The sequence below is a fragment of the Actinokineospora bangkokensis genome, assembly GCF_001940455.1.
Taxonomy (GTDB): domain Bacteria; phylum Actinomycetota; class Actinomycetes; order Mycobacteriales; family Pseudonocardiaceae; genus Actinokineospora; species Actinokineospora bangkokensis.
Genome location: NZ_MKQR01000032.1, coordinates 200,758 through 217,111, shown reverse-complemented (window position 1 = coordinate 217,111; position 16,354 = coordinate 200,758). Strand labels below are relative to the sequence as shown.

Annotated in this window: 17 protein-coding genes; 6 read left to right on the top strand and 11 right to left on the bottom strand. The window is 75.1% G+C overall.

Annotated features, from left to right (window positions below; all coding sequences use genetic code 11):
- Window positions 1–52 precede the first annotated feature (52 nt).
- Window positions 53–508: a nuclear transport factor 2 family protein gene (locus tag BJP25_RS31965; RefSeq protein WP_075978781.1), complete on the bottom strand. Its 456-nt coding sequence runs from the start codon at window positions 506–508 to the stop codon at window positions 53–55.
- Between the two features lie 179 nt (window positions 509–687).
- Between BJP25_RS31965 and BJP25_RS31960 the strand changes: the two genes are divergently transcribed.
- On the top strand, window positions 688–1,614 hold the full coding sequence (locus BJP25_RS31960; protein WP_084794845.1) for a DMT family transporter: 927 nt from the start codon (window positions 688–690) through the stop codon (window positions 1,612–1,614).
- Window positions 1,615–1,624: 10 nt separating this feature from the next.
- Window positions 1,625–3,028 carry an MFS transporter gene (locus BJP25_RS31955; protein WP_075978780.1) on the top strand — a complete coding sequence of 468 codons (1,404 nt, stop codon included), beginning with the start codon at window positions 1,625–1,627 and terminating at the stop codon, window positions 3,026–3,028.
- A gap of 64 nt (window positions 3,029–3,092) precedes the next feature.
- On the opposite strand, the gene BJP25_RS31950 is transcribed toward BJP25_RS31955, so the two are convergent.
- From BJP25_RS31950 to BJP25_RS31915, 8 genes are all read right to left on the bottom strand, one after another.
- Window positions 3,093–4,097 carry an alpha/beta hydrolase gene (locus tag BJP25_RS31950; RefSeq protein WP_198943661.1) on the bottom strand — a complete coding sequence of 335 codons (1,005 nt, stop codon included), beginning with the start codon at window positions 4,095–4,097 and terminating at the stop codon, window positions 3,093–3,095.
- 103 nt (window positions 4,098–4,200) lie between these two features.
- Entirely contained in the window at window positions 4,201–5,025 is an 825-nt protein-coding gene (locus BJP25_RS31945) for an ABC transporter permease (protein ID WP_408607247.1), read from the bottom strand.
- 5 nt (window positions 5,026–5,030) lie between these two features.
- On the bottom strand, window positions 5,031–6,104 hold the full coding sequence (locus BJP25_RS31940) for an ATP-binding cassette domain-containing protein (RefSeq protein WP_075978779.1): 1,074 nt from the start codon (window positions 6,102–6,104) through the stop codon (window positions 5,031–5,033).
- A gap of 123 nt (window positions 6,105–6,227) precedes the next feature.
- Complete coding sequence (locus tag BJP25_RS31935; RefSeq protein WP_075978778.1) at window positions 6,228–7,004, bottom strand: TetR/AcrR family transcriptional regulator; 777 nt, start codon at window positions 7,002–7,004, stop codon at window positions 6,228–6,230.
- Window positions 7,005–7,061: 57 nt separating this feature from the next.
- On the bottom strand, window positions 7,062–7,943 hold the full coding sequence (locus tag BJP25_RS31930) for an NmrA family NAD(P)-binding protein (RefSeq protein ID WP_075978777.1): 882 nt from the start codon (window positions 7,941–7,943) through the stop codon (window positions 7,062–7,064).
- An 11-nt stretch (window positions 7,944–7,954) separates the two neighbouring features.
- Window positions 7,955–8,794: an NAD(P)H-binding protein gene (locus BJP25_RS31925; RefSeq protein ID WP_075978776.1), complete on the bottom strand. Its 840-nt coding sequence runs from the start codon at window positions 8,792–8,794 to the stop codon at window positions 7,955–7,957.
- Window positions 8,795–8,948: 154 nt separating this feature from the next.
- Window positions 8,949–9,383 (bottom strand): ester cyclase, encoded by a 435-nt coding sequence (locus tag BJP25_RS31920; RefSeq protein ID WP_143219430.1) that lies wholly within the window; start codon window positions 9,381–9,383, stop codon window positions 8,949–8,951.
- On the bottom strand, window positions 9,380–9,709 hold the full coding sequence (locus tag BJP25_RS31915; protein WP_075978775.1) for an antibiotic biosynthesis monooxygenase family protein: 330 nt from the start codon (window positions 9,707–9,709) through the stop codon (window positions 9,380–9,382). The genes BJP25_RS31920 and BJP25_RS31915 overlap by 4 nt, the downstream gene beginning before the upstream one ends.
- A gap of 219 nt (window positions 9,710–9,928) precedes the next feature.
- On the opposite strand from BJP25_RS31915, the gene BJP25_RS31910 reads away from it, so the two are divergent.
- Entirely contained in the window at window positions 9,929–10,714 is a 786-nt protein-coding gene (locus BJP25_RS31910) for an SDR family NAD(P)-dependent oxidoreductase (RefSeq protein ID WP_075978774.1), read from the top strand.
- Window positions 10,715–10,751: 37 nt separating this feature from the next.
- Window positions 10,752–11,711, top strand: coding sequence for an aromatase/cyclase (locus BJP25_RS31905; RefSeq protein ID WP_075978773.1), 960 nt, complete (start codon window positions 10,752–10,754; stop codon window positions 11,709–11,711).
- Window positions 11,712–11,780: 69 nt separating this feature from the next.
- Here BJP25_RS31905 and BJP25_RS31900 read toward each other — a convergent pair whose 3' ends face one another.
- A complete protein-coding gene (locus BJP25_RS31900; protein WP_075978772.1) occupies window positions 11,781–12,542 on the bottom strand; it encodes an SDR family NAD(P)-dependent oxidoreductase in 762 nt (253 codons plus the stop codon).
- Window positions 12,543–12,600: 58 nt separating this feature from the next.
- Entirely contained in the window at window positions 12,601–13,506 is a 906-nt protein-coding gene (locus BJP25_RS31895) for an AfsR/SARP family transcriptional regulator (RefSeq protein WP_075978771.1), read from the bottom strand.
- Window positions 13,507–14,167: 661 nt separating this feature from the next.
- Between BJP25_RS31895 and BJP25_RS31890 the strand changes: the two genes are divergently transcribed.
- Together BJP25_RS31890 and BJP25_RS31885 are read left to right on the top strand one after the other, a co-directional pair.
- Window positions 14,168–14,938, top strand: coding sequence for a cyclase family protein (locus tag BJP25_RS31890; RefSeq protein ID WP_075978770.1), 771 nt, complete (start codon window positions 14,168–14,170; stop codon window positions 14,936–14,938).
- Entirely contained in the window at window positions 14,938–16,353 is a 1,416-nt protein-coding gene (locus BJP25_RS31885; RefSeq protein WP_084794843.1) for an AMP-binding protein, read from the top strand. Before BJP25_RS31890 ends, BJP25_RS31885 begins: the two co-directional genes overlap by 1 nt.
- The last annotated feature ends 1 nt before the right edge of the window (window position 16,354 follow it).

The window sequence follows — 16,354 nt, the reverse complement described above, 5'->3', positions numbered from 1 at the left end:
CCGGGGGGGGGGCACCGGGGGCCCCGGTGCCCGCCCCGCCGTCGTCGGCCCGTCAGGGGCGGTCGTCGCGGGTGACCCTGCGGTGCCTCAGCAGGACCTCCCCGTCGCGCACGACCAGCTGGTCGTGGGTCACGCACATCATGTCCAGCCGGGGCGCGCCACCGCGCGGGGTGGCGATCACCTGGGCGTAGGTCCGCGCGGTGAGCACGCCGTCGGCGTCGGCGGGGTCGAGCGCCAGCGACACCAGCACGTGCCGGTGCTGCTCGCCGATCTCGTCGAGGCGCTGCTTGGCCTCCCGCGCGCCCTCGGCCAGCGCCCGCCTGCCCGCGATCGGCTCGGGCGCCGACGGCGGGGCGAACACCCCGTCCTCGGTGAAGGTCGCCGCCCACTGCTCGGCCGCGCCCGAGTCCAGCAGGTGCATGTGGTGGGCGTAGAAGTGCTGCACGCGCGCGTAGAGCTCGCCGTAGCTCAGCTCCAGCGCCGTGGGCGCGGTCTGCGCGATGGTCATCGGTGGTCCTCCGCTCGATCCGTCCACAGTGGTCGCACCAGCGTGGCGCACCCCGCTCCGAGCGCGCTCGAGCATGGCAGGAGCCCGCCTCCACCGGTACTCCGGTGCCGCGCGACCGAACCCGGTGACCGTGGTGGCACGGCCCCCACCGCGGGGCACACCGACGGAGGGAGCGGCACGTGGACCAGGGTGGGGCGCTGCGCTTCGGCGCGGTCGCGCTGATGTGGGGCTCGACGTACTTCTGGATCAAGGAGGCGCTGGGCGGGCTCTCGCCGAGCCAGTTCAGCTTCCTGCGGGTGCTGGTGGGCGCGGTGGCGATGCTGGCCGTCGTGGTCATCGCGGGGGCTGCGCTGCCGCGCTCGCCGGGGGTGTGGCTGCGGCTGCTGCTCATCGGTTTCCTGACCAACGCGCTGCCGGTGCTGCTGGTGCAGGTGGTGCCCGACGCCACCGGCGCCGACGTCGGGGTGGTGTCGGTGTTCAACGCCAGCGTCCCGATCTGGGTGCTGCTGCTGGCCCGGCCCGCGCGCGAGCCCCGCGCGGGCGCCCGGCTGGTCACCGGGGTGCTGGTGGGCTTCGCCGGGGTGCTGCTGGTGTTCCCGCCGTGGGAGCAGGCCGACCGCTGGCTCACCTGGGGGTCGCTGGTGAACTTCGTCGCCGCCGTCGCCTACGGCCTGGCGATGATCGCGATGCGCAGGCTCATGGTGCGCGCGGGGGTGCGGCCGGTGGTGCTCTCGGCGACCCAGGCGTTCTTCGGCGTCGGGTGGGCCGCGGCGGTGATCCCGGTGGAGGGCTGGGGCCCGGCCCCGGTGTGGAGCACGCCGGTGGTGGTGTCGCTGCTGGTGCTGGGCGTGCTCAACACCGCGGTGGTGTTCACCTTCTTCACCCGGCTGGTGCTCGACGAGGGCGCGCTGCGCGCGGGCACCGTGCTCTACCTGGTCCCGGTGGTGCTCGTGCTGGGCAGCGCCTGGCTGGAGGGCGCCCCGCTGTCGGCGCTGCACCTGGTGGGCATGGCGGTGGCGGTGGTCGGCGTGGCCATCGCCTGGGTGCCCGCGCGCACCGGGGCGCCCGCGCCCACCCCCCGCCCCGAGCCCTCCGCGATCGGTTGAGGAGCAGCAGATGTCCGCAGTGATGACCCGCGCGAGCGCGGCGCCCAGCGCCCGCCGCACCGCCGTCGGCCTCGCCGTGCTGGTCGCCGCGCAGGCGATGGTGCTGGTGGACGAGATGATCGTCAACATCGCCCTGCCCGGGCTCAGCGAGGCCCTGGCGACCACCCCGACCCAGCTGTCCTGGGTGCTCAACGCCTACCTGCTCACCTTCGGCGGCCTGCTGCTGCTCGGCGGCCGGGCCGGGGACATCCTCGGCAGGCGCCGGGTGTTCCTGGTCGGGGTCGCGCTGTTCACCGTCGCGTCGCTGGCCCGCGGCCTGGCCCCCGACGTCGGCACGCTCATCGCCACCCGGGCGGTGCAGGGCGTCGGCGCGGCCCTGGTCTCCCCCTCGGTGCTGGCGCTGATCATCGGCATGTACCGGGAGGCGGGCGCCCGCGAGCGCGCCATCGCCGTGTACACCGCCGTCGGCGGGGTGGGCGCGGCGGTGGGGCTGCTGCTGGCGGGCGTGTTCACCTCGGTGGGCTCGTGGCGGTGGGTGCTCGCGCTCAACGCCCCGGTCGGCCTGGTCGTGCTGGCCGCGGCACCCTTCGTGCTGCGCGAGACCGTGCGCGCCCCCGGGCGCTTCGACCTCGCGGGGGCGCTGACCTCCGCGTTCGGCGTGGCCGCGCTCGTCTGGGCGCTGTCGGGGGTGGGCACGACCGGCTGGGGCGACCCGCTGGTGCAGGCCGCCGCGGCGGTCGGGGTCGCGGCGCTGGTGGTGTTCGTCGTGGTCGAGCGGCGCGCGCGGCAGCCCATCGTCACCCCCGGTCTGCTCGCCGACCGCGGCCGGGGCACGGCCTACCTGGCGGTGCTGGTGGTGCAGGGCGCGCAGATCGGGCAGCTGTACTTCCTGACCCAGTTCCTGCAGCAGGCCATGGGGTACTCGGCGATGCTCGCCGCGGTGTCGTTCCTGCCGGTGACCGCGACCCTGCTGGGGCTGGCCGGGGTGGCGGTGCGGGTGTCCGCCCGGTTCGGGCCCCGGCTGCCGGTGGCGCTGGGCGCGCTGGCCCTGGTGGCGTCGAACCTGCTGCTGTCGCGCCTGGACCTGAGCGCGGGGTACGCCGTCGACGTGCTGCCCGCCCTGCTGCTGCTGGGCGCGGGCATCGCCTTCGGCACGATCCCGGCCACCATCGCGGGCACCTCGGGGGTCGCGGAGACCGAGTACGGGGCGGCCTCGTCGGTGGTGACGACGGTGACGGCGGTGGGCGCCTCGCTCGCGCTGGCCACCCTGGTGACGGTGATGACGACGGCCGCCGAGGGCGCGGCGGACCCGTTCACCGAGGGCATGTCCGCGGCGTTCGTCGCGGGTGCGGCGTTCGCCGCGGCGACCCTGCTGGTGGCGCTGCTCATGCCGCGGCGCGGCGCGCGCACCTGAGCCCGGGCGCGAAGAGGGGGCGGGCAGTGGGGGGGAACCCACTGCCCGCCCCCTCTTCGTCGTGTCAGCCGACGTGCGCGCGGACCCACTGCAACGCCTTGGCCTGCCACTGCGGGGCCGTGCGGTGCAGGTTCAGCGAGTGCCCGGTGGCGGGGACGACCCACACGGCCAGCTCGGCGGTGCGGTAGTGCGCGCGCTCCTGGGCGAGCAGCGCGGCCGAGCTGCGGCAATCGCTGCCCGTCCCCCCGCAGACCACCTTGTCCTGCTGGCCCACCACGATGAGGGTCGGCACGGTGATCGCCGCGTTCTCCTCGGGCAGGGGGTAGGAGGCGCTGAAGACGTCGGGCTGCTTGGTCAGCTCGTCGAGCACCACCACGCGGCGGTCCGCTGTGGACAGGTCGTAGAACCAGCGCGCCCTGGCCCCCGGTGCGGTGGTGTAGTAGCCCTCGTCGAGCCCGCGGTGGCGCAGCAGCGGGTCCGCGGTGACCGGGTGGGTGATCTGGTCCCACGGCAGCTCGGCGGCGTAGGCCGCCTCACCGGTGAGGACCAGGGCGTCGACCGACCCCGGCCGGTGGATGGCCAGCGACCGGGCCAGCGTCGAGCCGTAGGAGTGCCCCACGGCGACGACGGTGGCGAACCGGTGGCCCGCCAGGCCGCCGCGCACCCGCCGCAGCACCTCGCCCAGGACGGCCTCCTGGGTGTCGGCGGCGTAGGCGGTGCTCGGCGGCGCGGAGCTGGCCCCGGACCCCAACCGGTCCAGGACGAGAGTGGCGTGCCCCGAGGCGAGCGCGGCCTCGGCGTAGGACGGCTTGGCCGGGTCGCCGCGCAGCCACCAGTACGCCTGCCCGTAGGTGCCGCCGGGGACGAGGACCTGGACGGTGGTGGCGCCGCGCGGCACGCACAGGGTGGCCGAGACCCGCAGGGTCGACGGCGCCCCGGCGGTGACCGGGACGGGGATGCCGACCGCCGCGCACGCCGCGGCCGCCCGGGACGGGGCGGCCGCGGCGGGCGCGGCGGTGGCGAGCAGCAGGGCGTGGGCGGCGACGATCCGGGTCAGTGCTCTGCGCACCGGCTTACCTCCGGTTCAAGGGGGTGGACAGCCGACTGCCCCGGCGGGGAGGGAGGTCCCGCCGGGGCAGTCGCGGTCGGTCCAGCGTGGCCGGACCCGCTCGTCAGTCGCTCAAGGACGAGTAGCGCCGCACCGCCAGCGGCAGGAAGATCGCCAGGATCACCAGCGGCCACACCACGGCCATCAGCGCGGCGTTCTCCACCACCCACGAGTCGCCGCCCCAGCCGGGGTTGCCGAACAGGTCGCGGGTGGCGGTCACCGTGGACGACAGCGGGTTCCACTCCGCGATCGCGCCCAGCCAGCCCGGCATGGTGGACGGGGCGACGAAGGCGTTGGACAGGAAGCCCAGCGGGAACTCCAGCGTCTGCACGCCCGCCACCGCCTCCTGCCCGCGCATCACCAGGCCGAGGAAGATGCCGACCCAGATCAGCGCGAAGCGCAGCAGCAGGATCAGGCCCATGGCGCCCAGGGTCGCCCCGACCGAGCCGTTGGCCCGCCAGCCGATCGCCAGGCCCACCAGCATCATCACCGCCAGGGTGACCACGGCGAAGATCATGTCGGCCACCGCGCGGCCGATCAGGATCGCCGCGGGCGCCATCGGCATCGACCGGAACCGGTCGGTGACCCCGCGCTCGACGTCGGTGGAGATGGCGATGGTGGTCATGCTGATGCCGAAGATCATGGTCATGGCGAACATGCCCGGCATGAGGAACTCGCGGTAGCTGCCGCCGTCGGGCACCGCCATCGCGCCGCCGAAGAGGAAGGCGAACATCAGCACCATCACCACGTTGAACGCCAGCGAGGCGATCAGCGTGGCGGGGTTGCGCACCCAGTGCGCCAGGCTGCGGCCGGTCAGGGTCACCGAGTCGGCCAGGACGCGGCCGAGGCCGCCGTCGCCGACCTCGGGGACGGGTCGGTCCAGGGTCACCGCGCTCACGCGTTCACCTCCTGCGCACCGGCGCGCTCGGCGGCCGGGACGTCCTTCTTGCCCTTGCGGTCCGGCTTGGACTTCTTGTCCGCCTTCGCGGCCTTCGCCGCCGCGGCGGCCTCCTCCTCGCTGACCGGCCTGCGCCCGGTCAGGTGCAGGAACACCTCGTCGAGGGTGGGGCGGCGCAGGGCGATGTCCTCGGCGGACACGCCCGCGGCGTCGAGCGCGCGGACGACCTCGATGAGCGAGGCGTCGCTGTTGGCGACCCGCACCGAGAGCTTGCGGTCCTCCTCGTCGAGCTCGGGCGCGGCGCCGACGAGCTGCTCCAGGGTGCGCGCGGCCAGGGCGAGCTGGTCGCGGTCGGGCACGGCCAGGTCGATGCGGTCCCCGCCGGTCTTGGTCTTGAGCTGGTCGGGGGTGCCCTCGGCGATCACCCGGCCGGTGTCGATGACCGAGACCCGGTCGGCCAGCTGGTCGGCCTCGTCGAGGTACTGGGTGGTCAGCAGCACCGTGGTGCCCTGGCGCACCAGGTCGCGCACGGCCTCCCACACCTCGTTGCGCCCGCGCGGGTCCAGCCCCACGGTGGGCTCGTCGAGGAACAGCACCGCGGGCGCGAGGATCATGCTCGCGGCCAGGTCGAGCCTGCGCCGCATGCCGCCGGAGTAGGACTTCACCGGCTTGTCCCCGACCTCGGCCAGGCCGAAGCGCTCCAGCAGCTCGTCGGCGCGCTGCCGCGCGGCGGCGGCGCCCAGCCGGTAGAGCTTGCCGAACATGACCAGGTTCTGCTTGCCGCCGAGCACCTCGTCCACGGCGGCGTTCTGCCCGACCAGGCCGATGCGGTACCGCACCTTGGCCGCCTCGGTGGCCACGTCGTGACCGGCGACGGTGGCCCGGCCGCCGTCGAAGCGCTGGAGCGTCGACAGGATCCGGACCGCGGTCGTCTTGCCCGCGCCGTTGGGCCCGAGCAGGCCGCACACGGTGCCCGCCCGCACCTCCAAGTCGAAGCCGTCGAGGGCGACCTTGTCGCCGTACCGCTTGCGGAGGCCCTCGGCCACCACCGCGAGATCGCTCGAGCCCACAGTTGCTCCCCTTCCATCGGCTCCCGGGAACCGGCTACAGCGTATCACATACCGTACAGCATGCTGTACCTAGTACGACGAGGACCCCCACCCGGCCGCGCACGGGGCGCGGACGGGCCGGGGTCAGGCCGGGTCGGAGCCTGCGGCGCGCTGCTCGACCAGCGCCTCGATGCCGTCGAGCAACCGCGCCAGCCCGAAGTCGAACGCGTGCTCGGCCGGGTAGGCGGTGCCGTGCGCGGCACCCGCGGCGGCGCCGACCTTGGCCGCCGTCGGGTACCGGCCCATGTCGACCACCGAGGACAGCAGCGGCCCGTGCACCCGCCACCACTGCTCGTCGGTCATGCCGGTGCCGCGCTCGGCGCGCAGCGCGTCCACCGCGCGCCGGGCCGCGCCCTCGGCGTGGTCGCTGACCAGCGCGACCACCGAGTCCATCTCCACGTCGGACAGGCCGATGCCCTCCACCGCGCGCAGCTCGAACTCGTACTTGGCCAGCGCGTTGGGCCCCAGCGACGGCCGCCCGGAGGGGATCTGCAACATCCACGGGTGGCGCAGCCGCAGCGCCCAGTTCTCCCGCGCGACCAGCTCCAACCGCGCCCGCCAGCCGCCGTCGAGGTCGTGCGGCTTGGCCGTCTCCCCGTAGACGGTGTCGAGCATGACGTCGATCAGCTCCGCCTTGCCGGGCACGTAGGTGTACAGCGACATGACCCCGACCCCGAGCGACTGGGCGACCTGGCGCATCGACAGCACCCCGAGGCCCTCGGCGTCGGCCAGGTCGATCGCGGTCAGCACGATCTTGTCGACGTTCAGGTCCGAGCGACCGCGCTGCCGCGACCGCCGCCGGTCGCCCCAGAGCAGCGCCAGGCTCCTGGCCGGGTCACCACCGCTGTCGACTCCCGCCACCGCGCACCCCCTTACCGTATTATGTACAATACATCATACGACGGGAGCGCCGGGACGTCACGCCGCGGCGGGCGCGCGCCAGGCGCCGAGCGCCAGCCAGTCCCGGAAGCTGTGCAGGCCCGGGTGCACCGCCCGCACCGCCGGGATGTCCGCGGCGTAGCCGTCGGTCTGCAACCACTCGAACATCACCGCGATCTCCGGCGCGTACGGGATGTGCGGGTTGGCCGCCACCTGCTCCAGCCCCAGCGGGGCGAACCGGGCGGGCAGGCCCGCCGCGGCGCCGAACGCGGCGGCGATGCCGTCCGCGGTCAGCTCGTCGCCCGCGATCTCCAGCGCCGTGCCCGCGAACCGCCCCGGGTCGGCGAAGGCGGCGGCGGCCACCGCGCCGATGTCGGCGGCGGCGATGAGCTGCACCCGGGTGTCCGGGCGCAGCGCGAGCCGGACGGTGAGCACGCCGTCCTCCACCGCGGGCGGGTGCGCGGCGAAGTTGTCCATGAAGAACGTCGGCCGCAGCACGGTGGTGGGCACGCCGGACGCGGCCAGGTACCGCTCCACGGCCCGCTTGCTGTCGAAGTGCGGGACACCGCTCTCCCGCTCGGCCCCGCCCACGGAGCTGTAGACCACGTGCTCGACGCCCGCGGCCGCCGCGGCGTCGGCCACCGCGCGGCCCTGCCGGACCTCGCCGCCGAGCCCGCCGGGGGCCATGAACGTCTGCACGCTGAAGACGCCGTCCACCCCCTCGGCCGCCGCGCGCAGCGACGCCGGGTCGTCCAGGTCGCCCCGGACGAGTTCGGCGCCCGCGGCGGCCACCGCCAGCGCCGCGGGTGAGGACGGGGTGCGCACCAGGGCGCGCACCCGGGCGCCCGCGGCCAGCAGGGCGCGCGCGGTGGCGCCGCCCTGCACGCCGGTGGCGCCGGTGACGAGGATCGTCCGGTTCACCGCCGCCCCCCTCAGCCGAACGCCGCGGCGTGCTCGGCCGCCCACGCGTGGAAGGTGCGGGCGGGCCTGCCCAGCAGCCGCTCGGCGGTGCCGGTGGGGTAGCCCCACGGGACCTCCCGGCTGCGCAGCGCGGCCACGTTGCCCTCGGCCACGGCGCGGTCGCCGCCCGCCGAGGCGAACACCGCCACCGCCTGCTCGGCCGGGGCGACCTCGAAGGCGATCGGCCTGCCCGCCGCCCTGGCCAGGATCCTGGCCTGGTCGCCGGAGGTCAGCACCTGCGGCCCGGTGAGGTCGTAGGCGTGCCCGGTGTGGCCCTCCTCGGTGAGCGCGGCGACGGCCACCGCGGCCACGTCCCCCGGGTCGATGGGGGCGCCGGGGCGGTTGCCGACCAGGCAGCGCACCGTGCCGGTGCCGCGCACCGACCCGCTCCACCACAGCGCGTTGCTGTGGAAGGGGCCGGGGCGCAGGAACGTCCAGCGCTCGGTCGCCGCGGCGACCGCGGCCTCGGCGGCCCGGTGCTCCTCGGCGATGCGGTGCGGCACCGGGTGCAGCACGCTCAACGACGACAGCAGCACCACCCGCGGCGGTCGCCGCACCGCGGCCAGGGCGGCGGTGAACCCGCGCACCTCGGCCTCCACGTCGCCCACCAGCACCAGGAACACCGCGTCGACGCCGTCGAGCGCGGCGGTCACCGCCGCGGTGTCGCGCGGCGCGCCAACCGCCACCTCCACGCCCTCGGGCAGCGCCGCGTCGGGGTTGCGGGTCAGGGCCCGCACCCGCTCCCCCCGTTCGAGCAGCCGGGTCAGCACCCCGCCACCCACCGTTCCGGTCGCCCCGGTCACCAGGATCATGCGTCCTCCACCCACTTCCGCCTCGATTCCGAACCAGGTCGCGCAGCCCGGGCGCAGCGCCCGGGCGCGGACCCACCGCGCCCGGCGGGCGCGTTCGTCCACTGTGCTCACCGCGGTGCGGCCCACACCCGCTCCCCGCCTGCCGCGGCCGCCGTCAGTCCCGCCAGCCGCGCTCGGTCGGCCACGGCTCGTCGAGCTGGCGGTAGGTGCCCAGGTAGTCCGGCCAGTCCCGGTGGTCGCGGATCTTGCCGTCGACGAGCTTGACCAGGTGGATCTGCTCGCCGGAGAACACCCGGCCGGTGGCGGGCATCCCGACCAGCTCCCCGACGTGGCGGCCGTAGAGCACCAGGTACGCCCGCACCCAGTCGCCGCGCTCCTGGTAGCGGATCTCCTCCAGCCGCGCCTGCTCGGAGAAGGTCATCCGCAGCCACGCCACCGCCATCCGGAACGCCGCCGGGCCCTTGAGGTCCATGTGCTCCAGCGACGCCGGGTTGAGGTAGTCGGGGTGGATGTACTCGTCGGCGTCGTCGGTCTCGCCGGTGTTGTAGGCGCGCACCATCCGCTGCACGGCCTCGATCCCCGCGCTCACACCGCCACCGCCCCGGCCACGTGCAGCACCGGCTCGTAGAGCGCCGGGTCCGACGAGCACAGCGCGCGCAGCTCGGCGGCGTGCCGGGCGAACCCGGGGGCGCCCACCGCGGCGCGGAAGGACGCCGCGTCGGTCCACTCGGCGACGTTGACGTACCCGACGGCCGCGCCGCGGTCCAGCGCGCGCAGCAGGGTGTGCCGCACGAAGCCCGCCTGCTCGGCCATGAACCGGGACGTCTCGGCGAAGGCGGCCTCGAACCGCTCCGGCTCGCCGGAGACGGTGAAGCGGTTGACGAAGGTCACCGGACCCTCGGGTGGCTCTGCCATCGGGTGTCCCCTCCTGGGTTCGTGGGACCGGCCTGCCCGGTCCGCTCCACCGTCGGCCCCCGGGATCGCACCGGGCTCGCAAACGGCTCGACGCCGCCTCCGCCCCGGGGTCCACCGGCGTTCGAGCGGGCGTTGCCACGATCAGCGCGCGGTGCGCCCCACCGGGCGGGCAGCCAAGACGAGCACCACCCAGACGAGCACCACCGACGAGGAGGAACCATGGCCGAGCACCCACGCCCCGCCGCGCTGGTCACCGGGGGCACCAGCGGCATCGGGCTGGCGGTGGCCCGCGCGCTCGGCGCCGCGGGCCACCCGGTGTTCCTGTGCGCGCGCGACGCCGAGCGGGTCGCGCTGACGGTGAAGACCCTGCGCGAGGAGGGCACCACCGCCGCCGGGACGTCCGCCGACGTGTCCGACCCCGAGCAGGTGCGCGCCCTGGTCGCCGCCGCGGTGGCGGCGCACGGCCCGGTGGGCGTGCTGGTCAACAACGCCGGGCGCAGCGGCGGCGGGCCGACCGCCGAGATCGCCGACGACCTGTGGACCGAGGTCATCGACACCAACCTCACCAGCGTCTTCCGGATGACCAAGCAGGTGCTGACCGCGGGCGGGATGCTGGCCGCGGGCTGGGGCCGGGTCGTCAACATCGCCTCCACCGGCGGCAAGCAGGGCGTGGTGTTCGGCGCGCCCTACTCCGCCTCCAAGCACGGCGTCGTCGGCTTCACCAAGGCGGTCGGCCTGGAGCTGGCCAAGACCGGCGTCACCGTGAACGCGGTGTGCCCCGGGTACGTCGAGACGCCGATGGCGCACCGGGTGCGCGAGGGCTACGCGCGGATGTGGGGCACCACCGAGGACGACGTGCTCGGCCGCTTCCAGACCAAGATCCCGCTGGGCCGCTACTCCACCCCCGAGGAGGTGGCGGGCCTGGTCGGCTACCTGGTGACCGACACCGCCGCCTCCATCACCGCGCAGGCGCTCAACGTCTGCGGCGGCCTCGGCAACTACTGACCGACCACACCGGAGCAGTCCGAACAGGAGGAACGGGATGGGCACGACCCACGAGACCGAGCACCGCGTCGAGGTCGACGCGCCCGCGGCGCGGGTCTACGCGCTGATCGCCGACGTGGCGAACTGGCCGGTGGTCTTCCCGCCGACCGTGCACGTCGAGCACGTCGAGCGCGCGGACGGCGGCCGGGGCACCGAGCGGATCCGCATCTGGGCCACCGCCAACGGCGCGGTGAAGGCCTGGACGTCGCGGCGCGAGCTGGACCCGGCGGCGCGGCGGGTCCGCTTCCGCCAGGAGGTGTCGCAGTCGCCGGTGGCCGCCATGGGCGGGGAGTGGATCGTCGAGGAGCGCGGCGAGCACGCCTGCCTGGTGCGGCTGACCCACGACTTCCAGGCCGTCGACGACGACCCGGGTGGCGTGGCGTGGATCAGCGCCGCGGTGGACCGCAACAGCACCTCGGAGCTGGCGGCACTGCGCGCGGCGGCCGAGGGCGGCGCGGGCGCCGCGCGGCTCACCACCACCTTCGACGACGTCGTGCGCGTCGACGGGGCGGCGCGGGACGTCTACGACTTCATCAACGAGGCCGACCAGTGGTCGCACCGGCTGCCGCACGTCGCCGCCGTGCGCCTCACCGAGGACACCCCGGGCCTGCAGGTGCTGGAGATGGACACCCGCACCGCCGACGGCGCCACGCACACCACCACCTCGACGCGGGTCTGCCTGCCCACCGACCGCATCGTCTACAAGCAGTCGAAGACCCCCGCGCTGATGTCCGTCCACACGGGCCAGTGGCGGTTCGAGGAGGTCGACGGCGGCACCGTGGTCACCTCAACGCACACCGTGGTGCTGGCCCCCGGCGCCATCGCGGGTGTGCTCGGCCCGGAGGCGACGGTGGACACCGCGCGGGACTACGTGCGCGCGGCGCTCGGGCGCAACAGCACGGCGACCATGCTGGCGGCCAAGGAGTACGCCGAGGGCAGGCGCGCCACCGTGGGCTGAACGCCGGGCGCCGGGGTGGTACCGCGGTCGCGGTACCACCCCGGCGCGCTCACGGGTGTTCCCGGGTGCTCAGGTGACGGAGAGGCCGCCGTCGACGGCGATGACGGCCCCGTTGGCGTACGCGGCGCCCGGTTCGGTCAGCGCGACCACCCACCAGGCGATGTCGGCGGGGTCGCCGACCCGCCCGGCCGGGATGCGCGGCAGCATGGCCGCGAGGACGTCCTCGTAGACCTGCCTGGGCATGCCCGCCCGCTCCGCGACGCCGGTGTCGACCAGGCCGGGGGCGATGCCCAGCACGCGGATCCGCCGCGGCGCCAGTTCCACCGCCCAGGTGCGGGTGAGCGCGTCCAGCCCGACCTTCGTGGCCGCGTACACCCCGCTCTCGGGCATGGCGCGCAACCCGATGCAGCCCGCCGAGCCGATGTTGACCACGGTGCCCGCCGACTCGGTGAGCGGGTCGAGCGCGGCCTGGGTGAGCAGCACCGGGGCCACCAGGTTGGTCTCGACCTGGTGGCGCACGGCCGCCGGGTCGAACCCGCCGAGCACGTCGAACCCCGCCGTGGCGGCGTTGTTGACCAGGACGTCGATGCCGCCGAGCTCGCGCAGCGCGGTCTCGACGACCAGGTCGGGCCCGTCGGGGGCGGTGATGTCGGCGGCCAGGGCGCGCACCCCGGGACGCCCGCCCGCCGCTTCGGCGAGGGGCTCCGGGGAGCGGCCGACCACCAGCACGCGGTCGCCGCGGTCGGCGAAGGCGTGCGCGGTGGCGCGGCCGATCCCGGTGCCGCCGCCGGTGACCACGACGCGGCGCGGTGTGTGCTGTCCAGGTGTCATGCGCCGACGGTAGGAGCGGGCGGGCGCAGGACGCTCGAACGCCGGTCCAGCCGCCCGCTCAGTACACCCTGGCGGTGTCGGCGGCGGTGGACCAGCGGAAGTCGACGACCTTGGCCAGCAGCGCGTCGTGACCGCGGCCGCCGTCGGCGCCCAGGATCGCCTGGTGCACCTCGCGCACCCGGGCACCGGGCTCGATGCCCAGGTCCTCGACCAGGTTGTCGCGCAGGGTGCGGAAGACCTCCAGCGCCTCCGCGCGCCGGTCCAGGCTGTGCAGGGCGATCATGTACTGCGCGTGCAGCCCCTCGTGCAGCGGGTTCTCCACGGTGAGCGCGGCGAGCTCGGTCAGCACCTCGTGGTACATGCCCAGGCGCAGCTGCGCGCCCACCATGTGCTCGATGGCCACCAGCCGCGACTCCTCGACCTGCCTGCGCTTGGACTCCAGCACCCGCCCGCCGCGCACGTCGAGGAACGCCGGGCCGCGCCACAGCCGCAGCGCGGCGTCGAGGGTGCGCACCGCCTGCAGGTCGTCGCCCGCGAGCAGGAACTCCCGCGCGGAGGCCACGGCCACCTGGTAGCGGTGCAGGTCGAGGCTGCCGGTGCCGAGATCGAGGACGTAGCCGCCCGCCTTGGTCTGCAGCAGCCGCGCGGCCACCTCCTCGGTGCGCAGGCCGGTGGTCGTGGCGAGCACCTTGCGCAGGTTGAGGATGTAGGTCTGGAGGGTGGTCAGCCAGCTGGCGGGCGGCTCGTCGCCCCACAGCTCGCGCATCAGCAGCGAGACCGGCACGACCTGGCCCGCGTTGACGGTCAGGGCGGTGAGCAGGTTCCGCAGCTTCGGTGCGCTGGGCGTGCTGGTGTTGTTCCCGCACCGGAGGTACAGCGGTCCTAGGACACCGACGTCTAAAGCACAGTCGCGCCCACCGGGGTCACCGGTGGGGGCGTTCCGGACACTTCGCGCGAAGGACATGGAACCCCACAGTGTCGATTCGGCTGGATCGGCCGGTGAGCCGGTGCCGCGTGCCCGTGCGGGGGGTGTCCGGCGGAGCGCCCATCCGGGCTCCCCGGGCTCCGCCGACCCGCACCGGACGGGGCCGCCACTCCCCCGGTGGCCTCCGCAGCGGGTGCGCACCGCACCACCCTGGCTGCCTCGGCGATGCCCAATGGTGCTCGCGGTGAGCAGACCTGTCCAGGAAGCGCTCAGCGCCGCGAGCACTCCCCAGCAGGTCGAACGGGGCTTGAGCGGGGTTCGAGAGCGGCGTGGCACCGGCGGCGCGGGCAAATCGGGCGTTTAGGGCGATACCTGTGTACGGCACAACGTACGAACAAGGCCCGCGTCACGCCCGGAGATCGTTCCGCCGATGGCGAAGTTACCGACGGTCACAGAATTTTGCGTCATAGGCGGAAATGGGGCTACAGCGCGGTGTCACTTTCCGTTCCGCGCCACCACACCGATGGCCGAATCGCCAGCGGCCATCGGGGCGCTAATCGCATCACCGCCAGTGATAATCAGCCGAAAAGTATCACCAGTGATGTGCGTCACCACGGTGGTGAATTGCGTCCACCCATTCTCCAACCCGCCTCAAGCCCGGGCGGCGACGCTGGTCCCCGGAGCAGCTGAGGAGGTACTGGTGCGGATCATCGATCTGTCCTCGCCGGTCGACGCGGCGGCGTACGAGCCCGACCCGGTGGTGCACGAGGTGCTCACCCCCCGGGAGGGCGCGCTGCACATGGCCGCCGAGATGCGCGAGCACTTCGGCGTCGCGTTCGACCCCGACGACCTGCCGGACGGGGAGTTCCTGTCCCTGGACCGGTTGACCCTGACCAGCCACACGGGCACGCACGTCGACGCCCCGTCGCACTACGGGAGCAGGCCGGGCGCCGAAGCGCCCCGCCACGTCGACGCGCTGCCCCTGGACTGGTTCTTCGGCCCCGTGGTCAAGCTCGATGCGCGGGGGCACGGTACCGGCGTCATCGGCGCCCCGCACCTCGAAGCGGAGTTCACCCGAATAGGGCACACCCCCGGCGCGGGCGAGATCGTCGTGCTGGACACCGGCGCCGCCGAGCTGGCGGGCACCCCCGCCTACTTCACCGATTTCGCGGGCCTCGACCGCAAGGCCACCGAACTGCTGCTCGACCTCGGCGTGCGGGTGATCGGCACCGACGCGTTCAGCCTGGACGCCCCGTTCACCGACATCCTCGCCCGCTACCGGGAGACCGGCGACCGCTCGGTGCTCTGGCCCGCGCACTTCGCGGGGCGCACCCGCGACTACTGCCAGCTGGAGCGGCTGGCCAACCTGGGGGAGCTGCCCGCGCTCGGCGCGCGCATCGCCTGCTTCCCGGTCCGGATCGCGGGCGGCGGCGCCGGGTGGACCCGGGCCGTCGGCCTGCTCGACGACTGATGGCGGGCCCCGGGTTCGCCGAGGCGGTCGGCACCCACCCGGCGGACGCGCCCGCGCTGGTGCACCGCGGCACCACGACGACCTACGGCTGGCTGTGGGCCGAGGCGCTGCGCGGGCGAGACCGGCTGCGCGCGCTGCCCGCCGGCGCCCCGGTGGCGCTGCGGGTCGACAAGTCACCCGCCGGGATCGCGCTCGTGCTGGGCGCGCTGCTGTCCGGCAGGCCCGCCCTGCTCCCGTCGGCGACCCTGCCGGAGACCGTGCTGGGCGAACTCCTGGCGGCGACCGGGTGCACGTGGGTCGTCACCCCCACCGGGGCGACCGAGGTCCCCGGGGCCGGGCGCGCGGCACCCGCGGGCACCGCCCTGGTGCTCACCACCTCCGGGTCCACCGGTGTCCCCAAGGCGGTGCCGCTGCCCGGCGCGGGCATCGACGCGTTCACCCGCTGGGCGGCCGCCCGGTTCGGCGTCGGCCGGGGCACCCCGGTGCTCAGCTACGCGCCGCTGACCTTCGACCTGTCCCTGCTCGACATCTGGACCACGCTCGCCGCGGGCGGCACCGCGGTGCTGGTCGACGAGGACGAGGCCCTGCACGCGGGCAGGCTGGCCGCCGCGGTCCGCGACAACCGGGTCGAGGTGGTGCAGGCCGTGCCGATGGCGCTGGCCCTGCTCGCGTCGGCGGGCGGGTCCTACGGCTCGGTGCGGCACGCCATCGCCACGGGCGACGCCCTGCCGCCCGGCGGGGTCACGGCGATGGCCGCCGCGTTCCCGGGTGCCCGGCTGCACAACCTCTACGGCTGCACCGAGACCAACGACAGCCTCATCCACGACATCGATCCCCGGCGCGACGCCGACGGGCCGGTGCCCATCGGGGTGCCGCTGCCGGGGGTGGCCGCGCGGGTCGTCGACGCCGAGGGCACCGAGGTCACCGGTCCGGGCACGGGCGAGCTGTGGGTGCGCACGCCCTTCCAGGGCCCCGGCTACCTGGGCGGCGTCCGCGGCGGGTTCGACGCCGGGGAGCCGGGGTGGTACCGGACCGGCGACCTGGTGCGGCGGCGCGCCGACGGGGCGCTGGTGCTGCTGGGCCGCGCCGACTCCCGGGTCAAGGTGCGCGGGGTCGCGGTCGACCTGGCCGCGGTCGAGGCCGCGCTCGCCGGGCACGGCGAGGTCGTCGAGGCGGTCGTGCTCGCGGTGCCCGACCCGGTGGGCGGGCGGCGGCTGCGCGGCCTGGCCCGCCGCGCCGCGGGCAGCGCGCTGACCACCCTGGACCTGCGCAGGCACTGCGCGGCGGTGCTGCCGCGCGGGGCCGTCCCATCCGACCTGCTCATCGTCGACACCGCGCTCCCGCGCAACACCAACGGAAAGCTCGACCGCGCCGCCGCGGCGCGCGAGCACACACCCACCCTGGAGGGGATCTGAC

Coding starts and splice junctions, on each gene's coding strand:
- BJP25_RS31900 (WP_075978772.1), bottom strand. CDS start 12,542: ATGACACCTGGACAGCACACACCGCGCCGCGTCGTGGTCACCGGCGGC.
- BJP25_RS31905 (WP_075978773.1), top strand. CDS start 10,752: ATGGGCACGACCCACGAGACCGAGCACCGCGTCGAGGTCGACGCGCCC.
- BJP25_RS31965 (WP_075978781.1), bottom strand. CDS start 508: ATGACCATCGCGCAGACCGCGCCCACGGCGCTGGAGCTGAGCTACGGC.
- BJP25_RS31925 (WP_075978776.1), bottom strand. CDS start 8,794: ATGATCCTGGTGACCGGGGCGACCGGAACGGTGGGTGGCGGGGTGCTG.
- BJP25_RS31895 (WP_075978771.1), bottom strand. CDS start 13,506: ATGTCCTTCGCGCGAAGTGTCCGGAACGCCCCCACCGGTGACCCCGGT.
- BJP25_RS31910 (WP_075978774.1), top strand. CDS start 9,929: ATGGCCGAGCACCCACGCCCCGCCGCGCTGGTCACCGGGGGCACCAGC.
- BJP25_RS31885 (WP_084794843.1), top strand. CDS start 14,938: ATGGCGGGCCCCGGGTTCGCCGAGGCGGTCGGCACCCACCCGGCGGAC.
- BJP25_RS31915 (WP_075978775.1), bottom strand. CDS start 9,709: ATGGCAGAGCCACCCGAGGGTCCGGTGACCTTCGTCAACCGCTTCACC.
- BJP25_RS31955 (WP_075978780.1), top strand. CDS start 1,625: ATGTCCGCAGTGATGACCCGCGCGAGCGCGGCGCCCAGCGCCCGCCGC.